This window comes from Pseudochrobactrum sp. Wa41.01b-1, from assembly GCF_019464455.1.
GTDB lineage: Bacteria > Pseudomonadota > Alphaproteobacteria > Rhizobiales > Rhizobiaceae > Pseudochrobactrum > Pseudochrobactrum saccharolyticum.
The window spans coordinates 1662825-1685016 of sequence record NZ_CP080493.1; the positions used below are offsets into that span (position 1 = coordinate 1662825).

20 protein-coding genes are annotated in these 22192 nt (G+C 52.2%); 6 read left to right on the forward strand and 14 right to left on the reverse strand.

Translation table 11 applies throughout. The features are described 5' to 3' along the window. Positions 1 to 179: 179 nt before the first annotated feature. The 14 genes from ftsH to K1X45_RS07855 form a co-directional block, all read right to left on the reverse strand. Complete coding sequence (ftsH, locus tag K1X45_RS07790; RefSeq protein ID WP_075657311.1) at positions 180 to 2117, reverse strand: ATP-dependent zinc metalloprotease FtsH; 1938 nt, start codon at positions 2115 to 2117, stop codon at positions 180 to 182. A gap of 152 nt (positions 2118 to 2269) precedes the next feature. Next, a complete protein-coding gene (gene tilS / locus K1X45_RS07795) occupies positions 2270 to 3724 on the reverse strand; it encodes a tRNA lysidine(34) synthetase TilS (RefSeq protein WP_220160305.1) in 1455 nt (484 codons plus the stop codon). Between the two features lie 26 nt (positions 3725 to 3750). Then, entirely contained in the window at positions 3751 to 4725 is a 975-nt protein-coding gene (gene ybgF / locus K1X45_RS07800) for a tol-pal system protein YbgF (RefSeq protein ID WP_220160306.1), read from the reverse strand. A gap of 231 nt (positions 4726 to 4956) precedes the next feature. Further along, positions 4957 to 5472: a peptidoglycan-associated lipoprotein Pal gene (gene pal, locus K1X45_RS07805; protein WP_022710535.1), complete on the reverse strand. Its 516-nt coding sequence runs from the start codon at positions 5470 to 5472 to the stop codon at positions 4957 to 4959. A gap of 336 nt (positions 5473 to 5808) precedes the next feature. Then, entirely contained in the window at positions 5809 to 7119 is a 1311-nt protein-coding gene (gene tolB, locus K1X45_RS07810; protein WP_022710534.1) for a Tol-Pal system beta propeller repeat protein TolB, read from the reverse strand. Positions 7120 to 7245: 126 nt separating this feature from the next. Continuing rightward, complete coding sequence (locus tag K1X45_RS07815) at positions 7246 to 8325, reverse strand: hypothetical protein (RefSeq protein WP_220160307.1); 1080 nt, start codon at positions 8323 to 8325, stop codon at positions 7246 to 7248. Between the two features lie 7 nt (positions 8326 to 8332). Then, complete coding sequence (tolR, locus tag K1X45_RS07820; RefSeq protein WP_220160308.1) at positions 8333 to 8779, reverse strand: protein TolR; 447 nt, start codon at positions 8777 to 8779, stop codon at positions 8333 to 8335. A gap of 82 nt (positions 8780 to 8861) precedes the next feature. Continuing rightward, on the reverse strand, positions 8862 to 9572 hold the full coding sequence (tolQ, locus tag K1X45_RS07825; protein ID WP_022710531.1) for a protein TolQ: 711 nt from the start codon (positions 9570 to 9572) through the stop codon (positions 8862 to 8864). Between the two features lie 482 nt (positions 9573 to 10054). Next, positions 10055 to 10531 carry a tol-pal system-associated acyl-CoA thioesterase gene (ybgC, locus tag K1X45_RS07830; protein ID WP_213599114.1) on the reverse strand — a complete coding sequence of 159 codons (477 nt, stop codon included), beginning with the start codon at positions 10529 to 10531 and terminating at the stop codon, positions 10055 to 10057. After that, a complete protein-coding gene (ruvB, locus tag K1X45_RS07835) occupies positions 10531 to 11571 on the reverse strand; it encodes a Holliday junction branch migration DNA helicase RuvB (protein WP_220160309.1) in 1041 nt (346 codons plus the stop codon). The genes ybgC and ruvB overlap by 1 nt, the downstream gene beginning before the upstream one ends. Before the next feature lie 37 nt (positions 11572 to 11608). Beyond that, positions 11609 to 12226, reverse strand: coding sequence for a Holliday junction branch migration protein RuvA (ruvA, locus tag K1X45_RS07840; RefSeq protein ID WP_220160310.1), 618 nt, complete (start codon positions 12224 to 12226; stop codon positions 11609 to 11611). Continuing rightward, the gene (ruvC, locus tag K1X45_RS07845; RefSeq protein WP_022710526.1) at positions 12223 to 12756 is read right to left on the reverse strand and encodes a crossover junction endodeoxyribonuclease RuvC; all 534 of its coding nucleotides are present in this window, start codon (positions 12754 to 12756) and stop codon (positions 12223 to 12225) included. The genes ruvA and ruvC overlap by 4 nt, the downstream gene beginning before the upstream one ends. A gap of 252 nt (positions 12757 to 13008) precedes the next feature. Then, the gene (locus K1X45_RS07850) at positions 13009 to 13515 is read right to left on the reverse strand and encodes a DUF1465 family protein (protein ID WP_028233530.1); all 507 of its coding nucleotides are present in this window, start codon (positions 13513 to 13515) and stop codon (positions 13009 to 13011) included. A 620-nt stretch (positions 13516 to 14135) separates the two neighbouring features. Further along, positions 14136 to 15356 carry an OpgC family protein gene (locus K1X45_RS07855; protein WP_220160311.1) on the reverse strand — a complete coding sequence of 407 codons (1221 nt, stop codon included), beginning with the start codon at positions 15354 to 15356 and terminating at the stop codon, positions 14136 to 14138. Between the two features lie 394 nt (positions 15357 to 15750). On the opposite strand from K1X45_RS07855, the gene K1X45_RS07860 reads away from it, so the two are divergent. From K1X45_RS07860 to K1X45_RS07885, 6 genes are all read left to right on the forward strand, one after another. Continuing rightward, on the forward strand, positions 15751 to 16416 hold the full coding sequence (locus K1X45_RS07860; RefSeq protein WP_220160312.1) for a thiamine phosphate synthase: 666 nt from the start codon (positions 15751 to 15753) through the stop codon (positions 16414 to 16416). A 12-nt stretch (positions 16417 to 16428) separates the two neighbouring features. Continuing rightward, positions 16429 to 17598 carry a tetratricopeptide repeat protein gene (locus K1X45_RS07865; RefSeq protein ID WP_255560909.1) on the forward strand — a complete coding sequence of 390 codons (1170 nt, stop codon included), beginning with the start codon at positions 16429 to 16431 and terminating at the stop codon, positions 17596 to 17598. Positions 17599 to 17933: 335 nt separating this feature from the next. Beyond that, a complete protein-coding gene (gene efp / locus K1X45_RS07870) occupies positions 17934 to 18494 on the forward strand; it encodes an elongation factor P (RefSeq protein ID WP_022710520.1) in 561 nt (186 codons plus the stop codon). 445 nt (positions 18495 to 18939) lie between these two features. After that, positions 18940 to 19731, forward strand: coding sequence for an inositol monophosphatase family protein (locus K1X45_RS07875; protein WP_220160313.1), 792 nt, complete (start codon positions 18940 to 18942; stop codon positions 19729 to 19731). A gap of 336 nt (positions 19732 to 20067) precedes the next feature. After that, positions 20068 to 21078, forward strand: coding sequence for a MotA/TolQ/ExbB proton channel family protein (locus tag K1X45_RS07880; protein ID WP_370627095.1), 1011 nt, complete (start codon positions 20068 to 20070; stop codon positions 21076 to 21078). A gap of 10 nt (positions 21079 to 21088) precedes the next feature. After that, positions 21089 to 22120, forward strand: a complete 1032-nt coding sequence (locus tag K1X45_RS07885; protein WP_220160314.1) for a peptidoglycan -binding protein — start codon at positions 21089 to 21091, stop codon at positions 22118 to 22120. Positions 22121 to 22192 lie beyond the last annotated feature (72 nt).

Genomic DNA, 22192 nt, shown 5'->3' on the forward strand with positions numbered 1-22192 from the left:
TTTATATCTCTTGTCAAATATCCAGACCATGAAACTGATCATCTGGTAAACAGATCCGCTCAGGATATTTAAATTGCTGCCTCCGAATGACACAGCGTGCCAGTTCAGATCAACGAAATAAAAAAACCGGGCTTTAAAAGCCCGGTTCTTATTTAACACAGTCGTTACCGGTACAAGTCTTATGCCTGTGGTTCAGGCTTCATATCCTGTCCGGCCTCCGGCTCAGCATCCGGCTTCTTGCGTGATGCACCGGCTTTAGGAACGCCCGATCCGCGCGATGAGGATGAGTCATCACCTGTATCGCGGTTCGGTTTCTGACCGGCGATCAGCTGTTTGATCTCTTCACCGCTCAGGGTTTCATATTCCAGCAGGCCTTCAGCAATGGCCACCCATGCATCATGCTTTTCTGTCAGAATACGGCGCGCTTCAACATAGGCATTGTCAATCAGCTCACGAACTTCCGCATCAATCAGCTGGGCTGTTGCTTCAGAAACATTCTGCGTACGCGATACGGAATGACCGAGGAAGACCTCTTCCTGATTTTCGCCATAGGCAACATAGCCGAGCTTTTCAGAAAAGCCCCAGCGGGTCACCATAGCACGGGCAAGCTTGGTTGCCTGTTCAATATCGGATGACGCACCGGATGTGATGTTTTCCTTACCGAATTTCAGCTCTTCGGCAATACGGCCACCCATCATGATTGCAAGGCGCGACACCATCCACTTATAGCTCATGGAATATTTGTCGCCTTCCGGCAGCTGCATCACCATACCCAGCGCACGACCGCGCGGAATGATGGTTGCTTTATGGACCGGATCAGCCACAGGCACATTCATCGCCACAATCGCGTGACCGGATTCATGATAGGCGGTCAGTTCTTTTTCTGCCTGCGTCATCGCCGAAGAACGGCGTTCCGCACCCATCATGATCTTGTCTTTGGCGTCTTCAAATTCCTGCATAGTCACCAGACGCTTGTTACGGCGTGCAGTCATCAGTGCAGCTTCATTGACGAGGTTCATCAGATCCGCACCGGAGAAACCAGGTGTACCGCGGGCAAGAACTTTCAGATCGACATTCGGTGCCAGCGGTACATTACGCACATGCACTTTAAGGATCTGTTCACGGCCGCTCACATCCGGATTAGGCACAACAACCTGACGGTCGAAACGACCCGGACGGAGAAGCGCAGGATCAAGCACGTCAGGACGGTTGGTTGCAGCAATCAGAATAATATTCTCATTGGCTTCGAAACCATCCATCTCAACCAGCAATTGGTTCAGCGTCTGTTCGCGTTCATCATTACCACCGCCTAAGCCCGCACCACGGTGACGACCGACGGCATCGATTTCGTCGATGAAGATAATGCAAGGAGAGTTCTTTTTTGCCTGTTCAAACATATCGCGGACACGGCTTGCACCGACACCAACAAACATTTCAACAAAGTCAGAACCGGAAATTGTAAAGAACGGCACATTGGCTTCACCGGCAACAGAGCGCGCCAGCAAAGTTTTACCGGTTCCCGGAGGGCCTACGAGCAGCACACCGCGCGGAATTTTACCGCCGAGACGCTGGAATTTCTGCGGATCACGCAGAAACTCAACGATTTCTTCCAGATCTTCTTTGGCTTCGTCAACACCGGCAACATCCTGAAAGGTCACACGGCCATGCGCCTCAGTCAGAAGTTTTGCCTTGGATTTACCGAAGCCCATCGCGCCGCGTGAACCGCCCTGCATCTGACGCATGAAGAAAATCCACACGCCGAGGATCAGGATCATAGGCAGCCATGACAGAAGAATACCGAACAGCGATCCCGAGCCATCGCTTTCAGGCTTTGCGGTAATCGCAACATTTTTCTCTTCAAGGCGGCCGATCAGGCTGGCATCCGAAGGGGAATAGGTCTGGAATGTCGCATTATTATCAGCATAGGAACCGACGATACGCGGGCCGGTAATGGTGACGGATTTAACCCGTCCGCCCGATACATCTTCAATAAATTGCGAATAAGGAATCTCACGAGACGACGCGCGTTGCGCCGGACTCTGAAACAGGTTGAATAATGCAACCAGCAGGAGAGCAATGATCGCCCAGAGGGCGAAGTTGCGATAATTTGGATTCATCTCGGGTCCAATCGATTACCAACGTCTTTCCGGTTCATCTGCCGTTTTGGCGCTTTCCGGAAAAATATTCAAACCTAACATAGGTTCGATGCACGGCCTTGCCAAGGCGGTGTACAGCTTCATAAGTGATTCTTCTGCATTCTTTGCAGAATTTACCTGTAATTATGGTTGAAAGGCATGGTTAAAAGCCCTTTTACAACCTGTGCGACCTCAAAATCATGGCCGGAAAGCACCCTGTCAAAACAGGCAAGAGTGCGTTTTATCCGAACTTCAGAACTTTGCGGAACCAGACCGGACAATGCAGGAAAACCAGTCACCACCCCGTTACAAAAGACAGCCGGTGCAGCGAGCAAACTGTTGCGGTCAAAATGCCCCTGTTTCCCCTCTCCTGTTCCTATCTTGTGCTGTTGCAAATAAGCAGACAACTGCTTTTCACTCAGCGCAGCAATGACAAGCGGTTCTGTTCCCTCATTGCGGATATGATAACGCCCGTCCCACAAGGCTTCTTCTTCCCTCTGCAATGGAATTACGGGCAAATTACGTCGCTCACGGCGGATAATGGTTCCATGACGGGATTTTTCAATCACACAGCGATGCAGGGTTTTCCTTTGTTTGGCCGGTACTGAAGGTTTATCAAGCCAGTTGGTAAGCTCAGCACAATCCCGCAGTGCCGGTAAAAAAGCCTGCCCGCCGATAGCAGCCAGCAAATAACCCAGTGTCAGCGGGATAATATCCCGATCTGATGCACCCCATCCGGCAGGTAAAAACAAACTGTCACCGGCAAGCAGCCTGATCTGGCTGTTTTCCTGTTTCAACAAATCAGCCACGCGGTGATTATCTGCACGTCTTTGCACTGCTGCGGCATCAATGGCCTGCAACAAAGCTGGCTTATCCAGCATTTTCGCAACCTGTCTCACCCGCGGGCGCTCATAGGCCGGATTCTCATTGCTCGGATCATCCACCCAACGGATATTATGTGCTGATAAAAAACCTCTCAGCTCATCCCGCCAGATATCCAGCAGCGGGCGGCACAGCAGAACCTTCGTTTGCAGCAGAGTTTGCACAGCCATAGCGGCAAGCCCGCGCTCAGCACCGGCAAGACCAGTTCCCAAGCCTTCTCTTTGCCGACGCATCAGATATGTCTCGACCTGATCGTCAGCCGTATGTCCTGTCAGAATAACATCAGCCTGATGGTGGCGTGCAGCCTGTACCAGCAGATCATAGCGTGCAGAACGGGCAGCAGAAGCAAGACCACTGGCAGGCTTTTCGCCGGTCCAGCACAAAATCTGATGCACAATGCCGATACTCTGACAAAACTCAGCAACACCCGCCGCTTCATCAGCAGATTCCGCGCGTAGTTTGTGATCGACAGTCACCGCTACCAAGCGGCATTCCGGTAATTTTTCTTGTAAATAAAGTCTGGTCAGCAGTAACAGTGCCAAAGAATCGCTGCCGCCTGAAACCGCAACAATCATCACCGACGGATGCTGCACCGCCAGCGCATTATCAAAGCCTGCAAAAATTCGCGGCAGAAAATCCGGCATGAACGTAGCGGTGCCACCGTCTGAAATTGCCGTCTTCGCAGCATTCACATCCGTGCCCTGCATCCGGCGTCAGCCCCCTGTGCCATATTTTATGAGCAGCGGTTCAGTTTACGCTCTTCATCCGCACGTTTCAGCACTGCCGGAGCGGCTGAAGGGAAACGACTGCTGATTTTTGCCAGCGTCGCACAGGCCACTTCACGGTCATTAAGCTTGGCCATAGCCATACCGAGCTTCAGCATATTCTCCGCACCGCGTTTGGAATCAGGAAAATCCCGCTGATTGTCGATGAAAACCGTAGCTGATTCCGCAAAACGATCCTGTCCGTACAGCGCTTCACCCAACCAGTAACGGGCATCCGATGTCATAGGATCGGCCGGATAGCGGTCGATATGCGCACGAAATGCCACTTCTGCCGAGCGGTAATCACCGGCAAGAATAAACTGATAGGCGGCATTATAGAGTTCATTGGGATTATCGGTCTGCGGCAGGGAAACTACCTGCTGCTGCGCTGTATCATCCAGACTGCCGCCGATTACATTGCCACTGGAATCAAAGCGGATAGAGCCGAGCGCACGCGGAGCCTGCGATGTGACTGTAACCGGCGTTTGCTGACCAGTAGCAACGGAAGCGGCGGAATTATCTGTATTGGCATCCTGTGCAGGCTGGAAATCAGATGAATCCTGTGCGGCATTGTCATTATCCGCATTCGCCGAAGCCGTCTGGCGCGGTTCCTTATCTGCTGAAGCGCGGTCAGAGGTTACAGCGGCAGAATCTGCCGCTGCTGTTTGTGTGGATTCATCAGAACCGGCGTCGGCCTTTTTCTTTTTTTCCAGCTCTTCAAAGCGGAATTCATTATCTTCCTGAATTTTACGCATCTGCTCCTGCATCTGCAAAATCTGGAAGTTCATTTCTTCAAGCTTGCCGGTCAGGTCACGAACCTGCTCCTGCAACTGAATTACCCGCTGATCACTGGCCTGAGCAAAGGCTGTTGTTCCGCCCGTTGCCATAGCCAGCAGCGGCACCAAACTGACAGCCAGAGCCAGTCTTTTCATCGCTTTCTTCATTCGCAATACCTCATGCGCCCGAATTCTGTTCCAAGGGTCATCATCACATTCTCAGATGGACCGGTTCAATCTTTATAATCTCAGTTGAAATGGTGCAATTGAGTGCGGCCAAATTTTGGCTTTTATGTTCAAACTGAAAAAAGCGACCCTGAGGCCGCTTTTCCCATAAGTCTGTGTCTTTTTTATCGCGCAATTGTTACGAGCAGCGAAAAATGACTTTTTAGCTGCAGATTAGCTGCCGGCACCGTTCAGAACGGTTACTGCACGACGGTTCTGCGACCAGCAGGAAATATTGTCGCAAACTGCAACCGGACGTTCCTTACCGTAGGAAACGGTGCGCATACGGTTAACCGGCACGCCGCGGGAAGCCAGATAATCACGGGCAGCAGCTGCACGACGCTGGCCAAGTGCCAGGTTGTACTCGCGTGTACCGCGTTCATCCGAGTGACCTTCAACAGTGATCGAATAGTTCGGATAGCGGGCCAGCCACTGAGCCTGACGGGACAATGTCTGCTGTGCGTCAGCGCGGATCACGGAGCTATCGAGATCGAAGAACACGCGGTCACCGACATTCACGGTGAAGTCCTGTGCGGAACCGGCAACAGCACCATTGGCACCCATACCGTTCAGACCAAGATCACCTGCATTGTTCGGCAGGTTTTTCTTGTTGGCGCAACCGGCAACGGCAAGCGACAGGAAAAGGGCAACAGCAAACGGGCTGCGGGCAATCGACTGGGAACGGCGCATGGCCCGTACTCCTTAAGAATAATGCGTTTACATGATGTATGACTAACCAGATGATTAATCATACTGAGGTTAAAAACCGTTCAAATAACATGGTTAATTGTTACTTAATCAGCATAAAAACTCAAGATTTCTCCGTCAAAAATCCGTTTTTCGGCTCATTCACAGAGACAGTTTCAAGTGGTTCTTCCCTGATTTCAAAGCGAACCATTTATCGGCAACCTAGAAAGCAATGCGGCAAAAACACGGCTTGTTATCACAAAAGCCTGATTTGACTAAAGCATCAGCCCTCAAAAATAAGCTCTGTGTCCTATTCAGCACACAGAGCTTAGTTGAATCTTAATTCAGCAACGGCGACCATGCCGGATCAGAAGCCGCATTCGGCGTCTGAATCTGACGTTCATTACGGCCTGTCAGATCAATCGTGTACAGACGGGATGTACCGCCACTTTCACGGAAGAACATCAGAACACGGCCGTTTGGCGCCCATGTCGGACCTTCATTATGGAAGCCGCTTGTCAAAAGACGCTCGCCCGAACCATCGGTTTTCATCACACCGATGGAGAACTGACCGCCGGACTGCTTGGTGAAAGCAATCAGATCGCCGCGCGGGGACCATACCGGTGTCGAATAGCTGCCGTTACCGAAAGATACACGCTGCGGGTTGGAGCCGTCGGCACCCATGACGTAAATCTGCTGGCGACCGCCACGATCGGATTCAAACACGATCTTGGAACCATCCGGCGAATAGGATGCCGAGGTATCAATGGCCTGACTGCTGGTCAGACGGGTGGTTGTGCGCGAACGCAGATCCATCGTGTAAATATTGGCGCTACCGTCATCCTGCAGCAGGCTCATCACCACTTTCTGACCATCAGGAGAAAAGCGTGGCGCAATCGTCATACCCGGGAAATTACCGACCAGTTCCTGCTGTCCTGTTTCCAGCTGCAGCAGATAAACGCGCGGACGGTCACCGGCAAAAGACATATAAGTGATTTCCTGACGGCTTGGTGAGAAGCGCGGTGTCAGCACCAGATCTTTACCGTTCGACAGATAACGTACATTCGCGCCGTCCTGATCCATGATAGCCAGACGCTTGACGCGTTTCTGCGCACTGCCGGACTCATCAACAAACACGATACGAGTATCGAAATAGCCTTTTTCACCGGTCAGGCGCTCATAAATCGCATCGGCAATAATATGAGCAACGCGGCGCTTATTTTCCGGTGTTGTGAAAAACTGCTGGCCTGCAAGCTGCTGTCCGGCAAAAGTATCCCACAGGCGGAACTCAGCTTTCAAACGGCCATCCGGCTGCTTGGTCACGCGGCCGGTAACCAGTGCCTGCGCATTGATGACTTTCCAGTCTTCAAAACGCGGTGCCACATCCGGATTGCTGATTTTTTCAATGAATGCTTTTTTGTCGATCGGCGCAAAAAGGCCGGAACGCTCAAGATCCGCAGCGATGATAGAGGTAATTTCCGCACCCAGCGCATCACCGGACAAGAAGTCGGTCAGAGCAATCGGCAGCGGGTCAACATTACCCTTGTTAATATTTACTTCCACAACGGCGCGTGCAGGCAGCACCGCAGCCGTGCTCACTGCCGCAGCGACAGCGAGAACTGAAAATAAGGTTTTAAACAGTGTTTTCATGATGGCGTGGACCTCGTTTGTCCTGATCATATTTGGTTCTGTGAGACGTCTCACATGCTTTGGTATTGAAGAGCTTCACAGAAAGCCCCTGAAACCGGCGCTACGCAGCGCCGGTCCGTATTCCGTTTAGAACATTTCGCTCGGGTCAAAATTCACGATGACCGTCGCCCAGGTTTCATATTTATCCCGTGGCAGATTGTAAGGCGCTGCACGCATCACCGCACGCCGCGCACTGTCTGCTGCCGCACGGCCAACGATAGAATCGCCGCCTGTATAAGTGACTTCCGGCGAGCCATTAATCGAGCCGTCTTCGTTCAGCTGCATCTTAACGGTAATACGCAAATCAGCGGCATCGGCCACACCCGAAGGGATACTCCATTTGTCGCTGATCTGACCTTTCAGAGCATCCATTTCCGTCTGGCTGAGTTTGGCTCCGCCGGTCGTTTTCTTGGCACCAAAGGCTTCCTTGTCGGTAGAGCGTTTAGCTCCGCCACCTGCAGATTTCTCACGGTTCAAAAGAACGGCAACCTCGTCAGCCTTCGCATCTTTATCTTTCGACGTATTCTGCGCGGTTGTGCTTGGCTTTTCCGGTTTCTTCTCGTCTTTTTTCTTATCCTCAGCCTTGGCCGTTTCCGTTGGTTGCGGTTTCGGTTTGGCTTCCGGCGCCGGAACACGATCCGGCAATTTGACTTCTTCAGCCTGTTCCGGCTGCTGCGCAATTGCTTCCGCAACGGGATCCGGCTTCAACTCAGCCTTTGGTTCCGGCTTCGGCTCAACCTTTGGCTCCGGCGGCTTCACCGGTTCAGGTGGTTTCACCGGCTCCGGTTTTGGCTCCGGCTTGTTTTCCTGTACAGGCTCCGGCTTTTCAGCCGGTTTTTCCGCAGGCTTAGCCGCTTCAGCCGTTTCAACCGGCTTCGGCTTTTCATTCGGCATCGGCGGTGTTTTCAGATCAAGCTCACTGTCGCCGGCATTTTCCGCCTGCTCAACCGTTTTCGGCTTAGTCGTTGGTTTTGGTGCTGCTTTTTCCGCTTTCGGCGCTTTTTTATCGCCCTGCTGTACCTGTGAAATATCTTCAATCGGCACAATATCGACAGGGAAGGATTCAGTATCAGTCATGTCAAAAGGCTTCGGCGAAGAGAACGAGAACAGTCCCCAGCCGATAATGACCACATGGATGAGTGTTGAGGAAGTCAGACCTGCCTTCATGATGGCGTCAGCTATCCTGCTCCTGGAGGGTCACCAGACCGATATTCTTGAAACCGGCAGCGGAAATACGTGACATCACTTTCATCACAGTACCGTAATCGGCATTTTTATCGCCGCGCACAAAAACGCGCTCTTCATAGCCGGTTTTGGCAATAGCTTCGAGTTTCGGCACCACTTCTGCAATGTCGATCTCGGTTTCCTGCAGATAAACCTGTCCCTTGTCATTCACGGACACGGTAATCGGCTGGGTGTCGGCATTCAGCGCCTTGGCCTGCGTATCCGGCAGATCAATCGGCACACCGGAGGTGAGCAGCGGTGCGGACACCATGAAGATAATCAGCAGCACCAGCATCACGTCCACGAAAGGCGTGATGTTGATTTCGCTCATCGGAGCCTTCTTGCCGCCGCGTCTGCGACGACCGCCTCCGCCCTGACTTCCTAGTGACATACCCATATTCTGAACCTTCCGGCCTCAATCTTAATGACCTAAAATCCGGCCTGAATTTAAAACGGCTGACGCACACAAACCGGATAATTTATCCGCGCGGCGTCAGCTTCTCATCAATTTGTCGCGACAGTATGGCCGAAAACTCATCGGCAAAACCTTCCATACGTGCGGTGATTTTTGCCGAGTCTGCGGTCAGCTTGTTATAGGCAATAACCGCAGGGATAGCGGCCAGAAGACCAATCGCCGTTGCAAGCAATGCTTCCGCAATACCCGGCGCCACAACGGCAAGGCTGGTATTTTTGGAAGCGGCAATCGCCATAAACGAGGTCATAATACCGACAACGGTACCGAACAGACCGATAAATGGTGCGGATGTACCAATGGTGGCCAGAAAACCGAGGCGTGATTCCAGCTTATCGTTTTCACGCGCCAAGGCCACATCCATCGCTTTTTCAATACGCATCTGCAACGCAATCGGGGAACGGGCGCCTTTTTCGAAAGACTTTTTCCACTCGCGCATCGCTGCCATGAAAATGGCGCTCATGCCGGTGGTACGGCGCTCACCGAGATTGCGGTATAATTCTTCCAGAGACTGGCCAGACCAGAAAACCTGCTCAAAACGCTCAATCGCACTTGTTGCACGGCGATAGGCCAGTGTCTTGTCGACGATAATCGCCCATGTCCAGATTGAGGCAGCCAGCAAGCCCAGCATGACCAGTTTCACAACCCAGTTGGCCTGCATGAACAGTCCCCAGAGACTGACATCAGCTGTATGTGCTGCAATGGGTAGCGTTTCCATTTGTCACCTGTCCTCGAATCCAAACGCCCGGCTCATCACCGGGCGGCAAAAGCAAAACGGTTCACCGCGCAGTTTTCTTGCGCAACCGTTTCGATCTGTTGTTACCTTAAGCGGTCCGGATGCATTGTTTGCCTGCACGGCCCGCCGAATTGCTTTGCGCCGTATCTGCATAGTGCCGGACACAATCTTGTGCATGACCGGCTGTTTTGCTTTTTACGGTTAATTTTGGTGAAAGGAAGGCGACAGGCAGATTCATGCCCTCACCTCTCCGTCTTGGACTAAAGATGAACTATTATGGTTAAAGATAAGTTAGGATTCGCGCGATTGCGGGCAATTTTACGTGCTGCGCCTGATTTTCCGCCGCCGGTTTTGAGGCTGTGCATATTCAGCACTGCCTGCGCGATCACACCCGATTTTTGAAATGACGCAGGATTACACCTGCCAGACTATTCGGGTTGGATGATTAAAGTCTCTGCCGAAAATTAAGCCGTAAACAGCGCTTTCCACTCTTTGGGCATCCGTTTCGGACGACCCTGCTTATTAATCAATGCCGCTTCGACCTGCGCTTCAATCAAAAGCTCGCCATTTTTGCGCTGAATGCGCTGGCGCATTGTCACCCGCGCACCGGAAGCTTCAGTCACGCAAGTCTCAATCACCAGCATATCATCAATGCGGGCTGGCAAACGGAAATCAATCTCCATGCGCCGCACGATCCAGACAATCGGCTCGCCAAGCTGCCCTTCTTCCAATTGCGTATGATGCACACCTTTCAGGCGCAGAAAATCAGTGCGGCCACGCTCCAGAAACTCCAGATAACGGGCATGATAAACCACGCCGGAAAAATCTGTATCGGCATAATAGACCCTTGCCAGCAACCGGTGACCTTCCGGTGTCAGCGTGCCATTAATCACTTCAGATTCAGCCGCGCTTAAATCGTCTGGAACTGCTACATCCGGCATCAGGCTTCGTCCTCAAACAGGGTGATCTGCCGTGCAGCCAGATCAGTCGGTGCCATCAGCCCAAGATGCTGCCATGCAAGTGCTGTCAGCACACGACCGCGCGGTGTACGCTGCAAAAAGCCCTGCTGGATCAGATAGGGTTCAATAATATCTTCAATCGCATCGCGGGGTTCAGACAGACCGGCGGCAATCGTCTCAATTCCCACAGGTCCGCCGCCAAAATTGCGTGCAATCATATTAAGATAACGGCGATCCAGCTGATCAAGACCAATATTATCCACTTCCAGACGGATCAGCGCCTCATCGGCGATTTTCGCATCCACAATGTCTGCTTTTGCTACCAGCGCAAAGTCACGGACACGGCGCAGCAAACGTCCTGCAATGCGCGGTGTTCCGCGTGCACGCCGCGCAATCTCGCGTGCACCATCATCGGAAATATTCAGCTGCATCAGCCGTGCACCGCGGCGCACAATATATTCCAGCTCATCAACCGTATAGAAATTCAACCGTACCGGAATACCGAAACGGTCGCGCAAAGGCGTGGTCAGAAGACCGAGACGGGTTGTCGCCGCCACCAGCGTGAATTTCGCCAGATCAATCTTGACGGAGCGTGCCGCAGGCCCCTCGCCGATAATCAGATCGAGCTGATAATCTTCCATCGCCGGATAGAGAATTTCTTCCACCGCAGGGCTGAGGCGATGAATTTCGTCGATAAACAGCACATCGCGGTCTTCAAGATTGGTGAGCAATGCAGCCAGATCACCGGCTTTGGCAATCACCGGCCCTGAGGTGGAACGGAAATTAACGCCGAGTTCCTTGGACATAATCTGCGCCAATGTGGTTTTGCCCAAGCCCGGAGGGCCGACAAACAACACATGATCCAGCGCCTCACCTCGGGTTTTGGCTGCCTCGATAAAAATTTTCAGATTAGCGCGTGCTGCCGCCTGACCGACAAAATCATCAAGGCTTTGCGGGCGCAAAGCCGTGTCCGTATCCTCCCCGCGCTTTTGCGCAGAAATCAGACGATCTTCATCACTCATCAGTTACACCCGCATTTCATTTTCTCAGGCAACGCTCTTATCGCGCCAGTTCTTTCAATCCAAGCCGGATCAGCTTGGCAGAATCTGCATCTTCTCCCACCTCGCGCAAGGCACTGGCCACCGCATTGGCAGCCTGATCGCGTGAATAGCCTAGATTGCTCAGCGCGGAAACCGCATCACTCACCGCAGTGGAGGCAACACCCGCACCGATTTCCTGCTTCAGTCCGATATTGGCCACAGCATCACCGGCAAATGCAGGCGCTTTATTCTTCAGCTCGGTTACGATGCGTTCGGCTACTTTTTTGCCGACACCCGGCGCACGGGACACCATAGCAATATCACGCAATGCAATGGCATTGGCGAGTTCAGACGGTGTTAATGTGCCCAGCACTGCCAGTGCCACTTTGGCACCAACGCCCTGTACATTCTGCAACAGCCGGAACCACTCACGCTCCAATGCCGTGCCGAAACCGTAAAGCCGCAGCACATCTTCACGCACATAGGTCTCAATCAGCAGAATGGCCGCTTCACCCGCGGAAGGCAGATTGCCCAGCGTGCGCGCAGAACAGAAAGCCACATAGCCGACTCCATGCACATCAAGAATGACATGATCGTCAGCAATTTCATCGACAACACCTTTCAGTTTCCCGATCATGATATGGCTGCAATCCTCCCGCTTTTCTTCAGTTCTGCCAGATTATACAGGCTGTGCCGGTTATGGGCATGACAAATGGCAATCGCCAGCGCATCCGCCGCATCGCTGGTATCAAAGCTCGCACGTGGCATCAGCACTTTGACCATCATATGAATTTGTTGTTTTTCACCGTGGCCGACACCGATAACGGATTTTTTCACCGCATTCGGCGCATATTCAGCCACACGCAATCCCGCCTGTGCAGGCACCAGCAGCGCAATACCGCGCGCCTGCCCCAGCTTCAGCGTAGCGCCTGCATCTTTATTGACGAATGTATGTTCAACAGCCGCTTCATCCGGCATCATCTGATGCAGAACAGCGCTCAATCCTTCATGCAACTGGCATAAACGCGAGGCGAGATCCATTTTGTCATCTGAGGTGACAGTTCCCGCTGCAATAAAATGCAGGGAATTACCCATGGACTCAATCACGCCCCAGCCGGTGCGGCGCAAGCCCGGATCAATACCAATAATGCGAATCGCCTGTTTCATATGCTGACCTTACCTTGTGTAAGGTGCATTCAACAATCAAAATGTGAACAAAATGGAAACATCGCAATTTTACGACGGGAGAAGATGCGAAAGCATGTCTGGCTCAAATGGATTCATTTAGCGTCCGCGAATATGCGACAATTAAATGAAACCAGAGCGTGTGCATTTAATCATAGCCACTGCGCTCGCTCTGTCTTTTTGTTTTACGCATGTCGTACCGGTTCCCACTTTTCCGCGACATGCGCCGGCAGATCAATTACTGCCAAATGCTGTACGCAGCAGAATGATCTGATCCGAAACCGGATTACCCTTGCACTCAACCAGTTCACGGATCGGCTGATGATAGCTGTCACCATCCATGCAACGCACACGATCCTGAAGATGCAGCGAATGCGCAATCATATCGCGGAAAGCCTGCGGCAGTTCTTTCCAGCCTGCGGTTTTTTCACCGGCAGAATGGGTTTCCAGACTGACCTTTGCCTTCTCTTTTGCCACCATTTCGCGCGGCATATCGCCGGAACGGCTGGCACGCAGCAGCAAAAGCCAGGAGGCAATATGCATCAGACGCGAGGTCAGACGCATGGATTCAGCGGCATAAAGTGTTGCAGCCTTGTGAGACAGAGAACGCGCAGCGTCTTTCCCCTCACCGTCAAGATAAGCGGCGGCTTCTTCCACCAGCGCCATACCTTCACTGTAAAGCGGTTTGAAACTGTCTGAAAACACCATACGCTCCGACAGACGGATCATATTGTCCGGCACTCTGTTTTCGCTGCGATGTGTCTGTTCCATCATCTTGTTCTGCTCACTGGCAACTGCAGTTCACTGAACCGCAATTGTAATTTTTGACAAGCATTCCGACCACGTAAGGCACCGTATTTTCTCCGGTTTATAACCGGCCAAACAGGCGAATCCCCTCGTGTCAGGCTGCACTTCACTCGTTTGCATCACAAAGCGTGATCGTAAAAAACCGTTTGGCTATGGCCTATCCAAGCAAAATGCACGCTCATACACGCTCGCGCAATAATATGGTTAAAGAAAGATGAATTGTGATTTTGTGCTTGCCAGAGCAAATAATGCTATCCAAGTGAATAAAGTCAGCTTGTTCAGATAGTTAAGCAGAATCGCCCGTATTTTGAGGTAATAGCAACACCAGTCGGCAGATTTTCGCAGAAGTGCTTTATCCACAAAGCGGCTCTCAACTGCGGATAAACAAAGCAGGTCCGGAAATAAAAAAAGAGCCGCAAAAGCGGCTCTCAGAAGTTTAACAGGGAGGCGTCATACAGAGGGACCAAGTCCACTCGGTAAGAATCCGGCAAAACCGGATAGCCTTATATTCTTTTGTTAACTTTAATATTTGGTTAATGCGGTTTCTATCACTTTCAGGAAGCAGGAACCGAACGCGGCTTCACGGCTATAGGAGCTGGTTTCCGGCTCTCTGCCGCCCGTGCAGATCTTGCAATTTCAGGCACAGGGCTTTTCGAAACTGCTTTGCCTTTCCAGCCGATGCGCGGCAGCCATTCCAGATAATAGACCAGCGCAAACTGAGCCATAATACCGCCCGCAATCAGCAAGGTGTCAAAGGACAGACTCACCGGATAAACATGACGCAGCGCCTGACCAACCATCGCCAGAATAGTACCAGCAACAAAAACCGGTAGCGAATGTTTACCCAGCAAGGCCAGCGGATGGTTCATATCAAGACGGGCTTTTTCCGACAGCGCAGGAATACCGGCAATCACATAGGCAAGCGCCAGCACATGCAACAAACGGGATGCCGAGAGATAGGTCTTGTCAAAACCGGTCAGCACCGCAGGCAGGCCGAAGGAAATATCCCAGTTCGGATGCGGCACACGCAGCCACAGTAAGGAGAAAACCAGATAACCGATCGCCGCAATCATTAGCGGACGGTTCTGATCAAAGCGGCCGCCCTGCTTCACATAGGTCATCGCACCAATACCAATGGCAAACAGAAACTGCCACGACAGCGGGTTCAGGAACCAAACGCCCTGTGTCGGATAATTCACCGGCGCAATATGATAATAGCCGGACAGAAACCAGATCGAACCGGAAATCGTCAGCATCAGCGAAATGCTGATCCGCGACAGATAAAGCATGACCGGCGCAAACAGCATCAGTACCAGATAGAGCGACAGAATATTATTATAGCCGAGCTGATGGCCAAGCGTGGCCAGACCGACAAAAGCCTGCGCAGGCTGTTCCATCACAGTCTTGATATTGATCATTTCCAGCATTTCCGGCCGCTTCATATAAATGGCCGTAAAACCGAAAATCGCCAGTGTGATGAGCGTTGTCATCATCTGCGCCATATAAAGCGTCATCGACCGGCGTGCCATTTTCAATGACAGCAACAGGCGATTGCCTTCAACAAATTTGGAACTATAGGCAAGCGCAACAGCCAGACCGGAAATCAGCACAAAAGCTTCCGCAGAATCGGAAAAACCAAATTCGCGATGCGTGAATTTCTCATAAATTGTGCCCGGAACATGGTTGATGAAAATCGTCAGCAATGCCAGCGCCCTGAAAACATCAAGACGCGTATCGCGCATTTTCACCATCTGTCCTGCATTATGTATTGTCATTGCCAGCCTGCCTTTTGCCTGACTTGCCTGAATGTTTTCATCTCTCAAGAAGCGAAAACATGTCCTGCAGACAGTTTTTGTCTGCATACAACAATACGACTCAAATGGGACACGAAAGCGGCTAAGCCACCGCTTACCCCCATCACATTATTTTCCAGAACTAAACAAAACGGCAATAACAATAAGTTGTTAGCGTCACACACAGGGGAAAATTCGGGGAAAAAGGACCGTGCTCCGATGTTTTTGCACCTGTCTTTAAAAACCGCGTTATCTTTTGGCAAATATGCTCTAAACAGAAGATAATGACCGGTATATTGCATATTTTACACTGTGCAATTCCCGAACTTTGCCATTTTTATGGGCTATTGGCGCCCGCTCAATGAGGCTTTATCTGATGAAATTTCCTGCAAACCGTCCGCGTCTGGTGCTGGTTGTCCCTTCTCCTTCTTCGGAAGAGCATACGGCAGATACGCTGCTTGCCACGCTGGATAAAGCCCTGACTGCAGGCGACATTGCCAGCGTCATTCTCGACAACGGGAAAACCGACGAGGCATCCTTTCAGGCTTTTGCAACACTGGCCGTTGGCAAAATTCAGGCAGCAGGCGCCGCAGCCATTATTCTGAACGACACCCGCACTGCCGGTCGTGTCGGCGCAGACGGCGTGCATATTGAAGGCTCTCTGGCCGATATTGCAGATGCTGTTGAGCGCTATACGCCGAAAATGATCGTCGGCACCGGCAATGTGAAAGAGCGTCACACAGCACTGGAAGTCGGTGAATTGCAGCCGGATTATATGTTCTTCGGCAAAATCGGTGCAGATACCAAACCGGAAGCCCATCCGCGCAATCTTTCACTGGCTGAATGGTGGGCGGCAATGGTCGAGATTCCGGCTATTTTGCAGGCCGGTGCAAAACTGGATGATCTCGCGGCTTGTTTTGCCACACATGCGGAATTTATCGCGTTGGGTACGGCTGTGTTTTCCGCAGAAGATCCTGCACAGGTTATTGCCGATGCAAACCGCCAGCTCGATGAGATGAGCGCGGCTGAGACTGAAGAGTAACAGAGTTAGACCATGCTGAAAAAATCCGTTTTGTTCAACAGCACCTGTGCTTTCTGGTTGGTTGCCGCAGCGACGGTTATGCCGGCAACCACTGTCATGGCTGCAGAGGCCGCAAAACCGGTACCTGAGAAAACAGTGCCGGAAGCGGACAAGCCCAAAGCGGACAAAACAGAGACGAATAAACCGGCAGATCCGACCGGTGCATCTATGGATGTACCGGCGGTTTCAACCGGCTTCACTATTCCGGAACTTGCCGGATCATGGTCGAAAAATCAGACTGAAAAGTCTGATATGCTTCAGCAACCGGCAACAACCGATGCCATGCCCGCTTTTAACGAGAACCGGTTCGGGGACAAAATTGCCGATCCGGCCTTTGGTGCATTTCAACGCGGTCTTTATCTGACAGCCTTCAATCTTGGTATGGAGCGCGCCAAAGCCGGTGATCCGGCGGCGCAAACGCTGGTGGCGGAAATCTATGCCCGTGGCCTTGGCGTCAAATCCGATCAGAAACAAGCAGCGCACTGGTATGGCTTAGCCGCAGAAAAAGGCGAACATGAAGCCCAGTTCCGCTACGCCGCCATGCTGCTTCAGGGCATCTACGTCACCAAGGACGCGAAAAAAGCTGAAGAGCTGATGCAAAAAGCGGCCGAAGCAGGCAATGCCATGGCGCAATTCAATTATGCGCAAATGCTGATGATGCGCCGTCCCGGAGCCAAAGGGCTGGATGAAGCCGCACCATGGTTCCAGAAAGCGGCAGATGCCGGACTGGCCGATGGTGAATATGCTGTCAGTCAGCTGCTTGCCAATGGCACCGCAACAATCAAGCGCGATGATGCGCAGGCACGGGAATATTTATTGCGTGCCGCCCGCAAAAATTATGACACGGCACAGCTTGATCTGGGTACATGGCTGGTCGAAGGGCGTGGTGGCGAGCGCAATTATGATGCCGGTTTCCGTTGGATGCTGACAGCAGCGCGGGGCGGCAATATTGCAGCCATGGCGCGTGTGGCACGGCTTTATCGTGACGGCATCGGCACAGACGGCAATTCGGTTGAGGCTGCGGCATGGTATATTCTGGCGCGGCGCTCAAAACTCAATGCCAAAGACCTCGATTCTTTCATGGACGGGCTGACAGATGAAGAGATTCAGCAGGCCATCGCCCGTGCAAACAATCTGCGCTGACCGGTAAAATTGCATTTTTATTAACATAGAGCGCTGTGTGCCCGATCAGGCGCACAGCGCTTTAACACTTTAAATGAGAGCATAATTTTCGCTTAAACTGATTCAAGTTTAAGAAATTATGCTCTGGTACAGCCCGAAGTCCGGCAAAGCATCGTATCAGACTTGCTAAAATTGCAGATTTATGGTCTTGAAAACCCCGATTGATATGGCTTGAGAGCCCTCTGATACCGCCTGCGGCATTTTTTGCCAAACCGCCACCGGTTTTGCGCGAAGCGACGCAGAATTTCAAAGGGTAAATCAGAGAAAATTTCACACTAATTCCGGATTGAACGAATATGAAGATCAACGGTAACGAAATCCGTCCCGGCAATGTCATTGAGCACAATGGCGGCCTGTGGGCAGCAGTTAAATGCAACGCGGTTAAACCAGGTAAAGGCGGCGCCTATAATCAGGTTGAACTGAAAAACCTTATCGACGGCACCAAGCTGAATGAACGTTTCCGTTCCGCTGAAACTGTTGAACGCATCCGTCTTGAGCAGAAAGACTTCTCTTTCCTCTATGAACAGGGTGAAGCTCTGATTTTCATGGATACCGAAAGCTACGAACAGCTCGAACTGAACAAAGACTTTGTTGGTGAGCGCGCTGCATTCCTGCAGGACGGCATGATGGTCACCGTTGAAATGCACGAAGAACGCCCGATCGGCATTCGTCTGCCGGATCAGGTTACACTGGCAATCACCGAAGCTGATCCGGTTGTTAAAGGCCAGACAGCGGCTTCTTCCTACAAGCCTGCAATTCTGGAAAACGGCATCCGTATTCTCGTGCCGCCTTTCATTGAATCCGGCGAACGCGTTATCGTTGACACCAACGAACTGACCTACGTATCCCGCGCCTGATCCGGCTCAAAATACCACCTGTACTCTTCAGGATTTAAATATTGTTTCATCCGCAAGGCATGCTTTGCGGATGAAAAAGCTGTTAAGCACATTGACATTTGTGAATAGATCCAGAAAACGAAAGCACTTTTCGGAGAATGTGCGCGTGCTCATATTATTGGGCTGCGTCGATCTGATCCGGCCGTGCCGGACTATGCTCTAAACAGTCTCTCGCTTTTAGCTCAGATATTATTTATGCATGATCTTTATGCATATAAAAGATTATCCGGCGAACAGACGCTGCTCACATTTAACGTCTGTGCCAGCCGGTTTCCACACATGAAAACTGCCCCTCGTCTTTGGTGAGGCTTAGCGGTTTTCTCTTTGACACGAACGCATAAATTGTACCGGCCGGCGATGCAGACTTCAGCCAGCACCGGACTTATGCACTGACAGGACGAAAAATATGGCGCGCTCAGCAATTCTCAACGTTATGGTTCAGGCCGCAATCAAGGCCGGACGCTCACTGGCGCGTGATTTTGGTGAAGTACAGAATCTGCAGGTTTCGCTCAAAGGCCCGGGCGATTATGTAAGTCAGGCCGATAAAAAAGCCGAAGATATTATTTTCAGCGAACTGCGCCGTGCGCGTCCTGATTATAGCTTTCTGATGGAAGAACGCGGCGCGGTTGAAGGTGCTGACAGCCAGCACCGCTGGATCGTTGATCCTCTCGACGGCACCACCAACTTCCTGCACGGTATTCCGACCTTTGCCGTTTCCATCGCTCTTGAGCGTCAGGGACAGGTTGTTGCCGGTGTGATCTACAATCCGGCAACCGACGAACTTTATACCTCTGAGCGTGGTGGCGGTGCATTCCTCAACGACCGTCGCCTGCGCGTTGCAGCCCGCTCCAAGCTTTCCGATGCTATTATTACCCATGGTATGCCGCATCTGGGTCGCGGCAAGCATGGTCATTACCTGATTGAACTGCGCAATGTTATGGGCGAAGCCGCCGGTATGCGTGCGTTTGGCGCCGCTTCTCTGGAACTCGCTTATGTCGCTGCCGGTCGCGTTGACGGCTACTGGGATGAGCCGCTGTCCCCTTGGGATATGGCAGCGGGTATTCTGATGGTACGTGAAGCCGGTGGCTTTATCTCCGACAAAAACGGCCAGCAGGACATGTATGAGCAGAAAAACATCGTAGCCGGTAATGAGCTCATTCACGGCCAGCTGCTGCGGACAATCAAAAAGCCGGTCTGATAAAACGATCAGGTTGAGATTACCAATCCCCCGCTCATCTCTGATGCGCGGGGGATTTTTTTATACTCTGTTCCCGTTTTCACCGCTCTAGAGCGATTTACGTCCAGATTGGATCATAGCGCTCGCTCTATCGCCTTATTTTTACGCATGTCGTTATCGGAAAACCGGTGTCCACTTTTCCGCGACATGCTATAGCTTGCCACAGTCGGAAATATGACAGGAATAAAAGTTTCAGTTTTGAAAATTTTGCAGTAGCGTCCTGTATCACAAAGCGGTTTCAGACAATGCAGAACAGCATCTGAAGCAAAACACATCAGGCTCAGGCGAGAGAATATTATGGCGCAGCGGGATATCAGCATGGGAACAGAATACGACCCGAACCGGCTTTCCAGCCCGCGGCAGGTCATGATGATTATGATTATATTCCTCGCTCTTGTCGCTTTTCTGGCTCTCGTTCTGGCACGGCAGATCCAGACCTTCTTTGTCACTAATCCCGGCCTCAACGGCCTGATTCTCGGTGTATTGCTGGTTGGTATCATACTGGCTTTCATTCAGGTTCTGCGCCTTGTGCCGGAAATCCGCTGGGTCAATTCCTTCCGCAACGGTGATGACGGCGCGACGGATCCGGTGCTGCTGGCACCGATGCGGGCGATGATCGGCCGTCGCCAGTCCATGGCACTATCCGCCACATCCATGCGCTCTATTCTTGATTCCATTGCCACACGCCTTGATGAAAGCCGCGATATTTCCCGCTATCTGATCGGGTTGCTGGTATTTCTCGGCCTGCTCGGTACATTCTGGGGTTTGCTGGAAACTATCGGTTCCATCGGTCAGACCATTCAGTCGCTTGATCCGAAGTCCAATGATACCGGCACGGTGCTGGATTCGCTCAAGAGCGGATTGCAGGCACCGCTCAGCGGCATGGGGACGGCTTTCTCGTCTTCCCTGTTCGGTCTGTCCGGTTCGCTGATTCTCGGCTTTCTCGATCTGCAATCCGGTCGCGCCCAGAACCGTTTCTATACGGAACTGGAAAACTGGCTGTCCTCGGTCACCGATCTGAATTCCGACCTGCGCGTTGATGCGGAAAACGGCAATACAACACTGGAAGAAATCCGCCTGTTCTCCGACCGCCTGCAAACAATGCAGGACGGCAACGGCACCAGCCAGCGCACAACCGCTGCTCTGGCTAATCTGGCAGACGGTGTGCAGGCATTGGTGAAAACCATGCGCCATGACCAGCAAAGCATGAGTGACTGGGTTGAACGGCAGGCCGAAGAGCAGAAAGCTCTGCGTCAGGCTGTTGAGAAACTGAACACCATCCTCTCCGCTACCAAGCGCGAACAATAAGGCGGAACCGATGGCCTTATCCCGTAACCGTCGCAGTGAGCGCCATGTTGATTATTGGCCGGGCTTTGTGGACGCGCTGTCCACATTGCTGCTGGCGATCATGTTCCTGCTGTCCGTCTTTGTGCTGATGCAGTTTCTGCTCTCACAAGAGGTCAATAACAAGGATTCTGTGCTGAACCGGCTCAACAGCCAGATCAGCGAACTGACCGAGCTTTTGTCGCTGGAACGCGGCAAGGGGCAGGATCTGGAAGATACGCTGGCCGGCCTTCAGGCATCACTTACCGCTGCGGAAAATGAAAAATCCCGCCTGCAAAGCCTGCTCGCTTCCGGTGGTGGCTCCGGTGCAGCTGCAGAGCAGCGTGCCGGTGAATTGTCTGCTACGCTGGATGCGGAAAAACAAGTCAGCGCCCGAGCCTTGTCGCAGGTTGAATTGCTTAATCAGCAGATTGCAGCCCTGCGCCGCCAGATCGGCGCACTGGAAGACGCACTCAATGCATCCGAAGCCCGTGACCGCGAATCCAATACCAAGATCGCTGATCTCGGGAAAAGGCTGAATGTGGCACTTGCCCAGCGGGTGCAGGAACTCAACCGCTACCGTTCCGACTTCTTCGGACGCTTACGCGAGATTCTCTCCGATCGTGAAAATATCCGCATTGTCGGCGACCGCTTCGTCTTCCAGTCAGAAGTGCTGTTCCCGACCGGCTCAGCAGATATCAATCCGCAAGGCCTGATCGAAATGAAAAAGCTGGCCGATGCGGTGGTAGAGCTGAATAAGGAAATACCGGACGATATCAACTGGGTGCTGCGTGTGGACGGCCATACGGATAATGTGCCGCTCTCCGGCACGGGTCGTTATCGCGACAATTGGGAACTATCCTCAGCGCGTGCAACGGCTGTGGTCAAATTCCTGATTGCCAATGGTGTACCGGCGAACCGGCTGGTTGCCGCAGGCTTTGGCGAATATCAGCCACTGGAGGCGGATGACAGTTCCGATGCCCGCAGCCGCAACCGGCGTATCGAGCTGAAACTCACTGAGAGATAATAAAAAGCCCGCGATAATCGCGGGCTTTTTCATTTCACAGTTTGCCGGAATTGCAGACTTTGTTAGTTTACC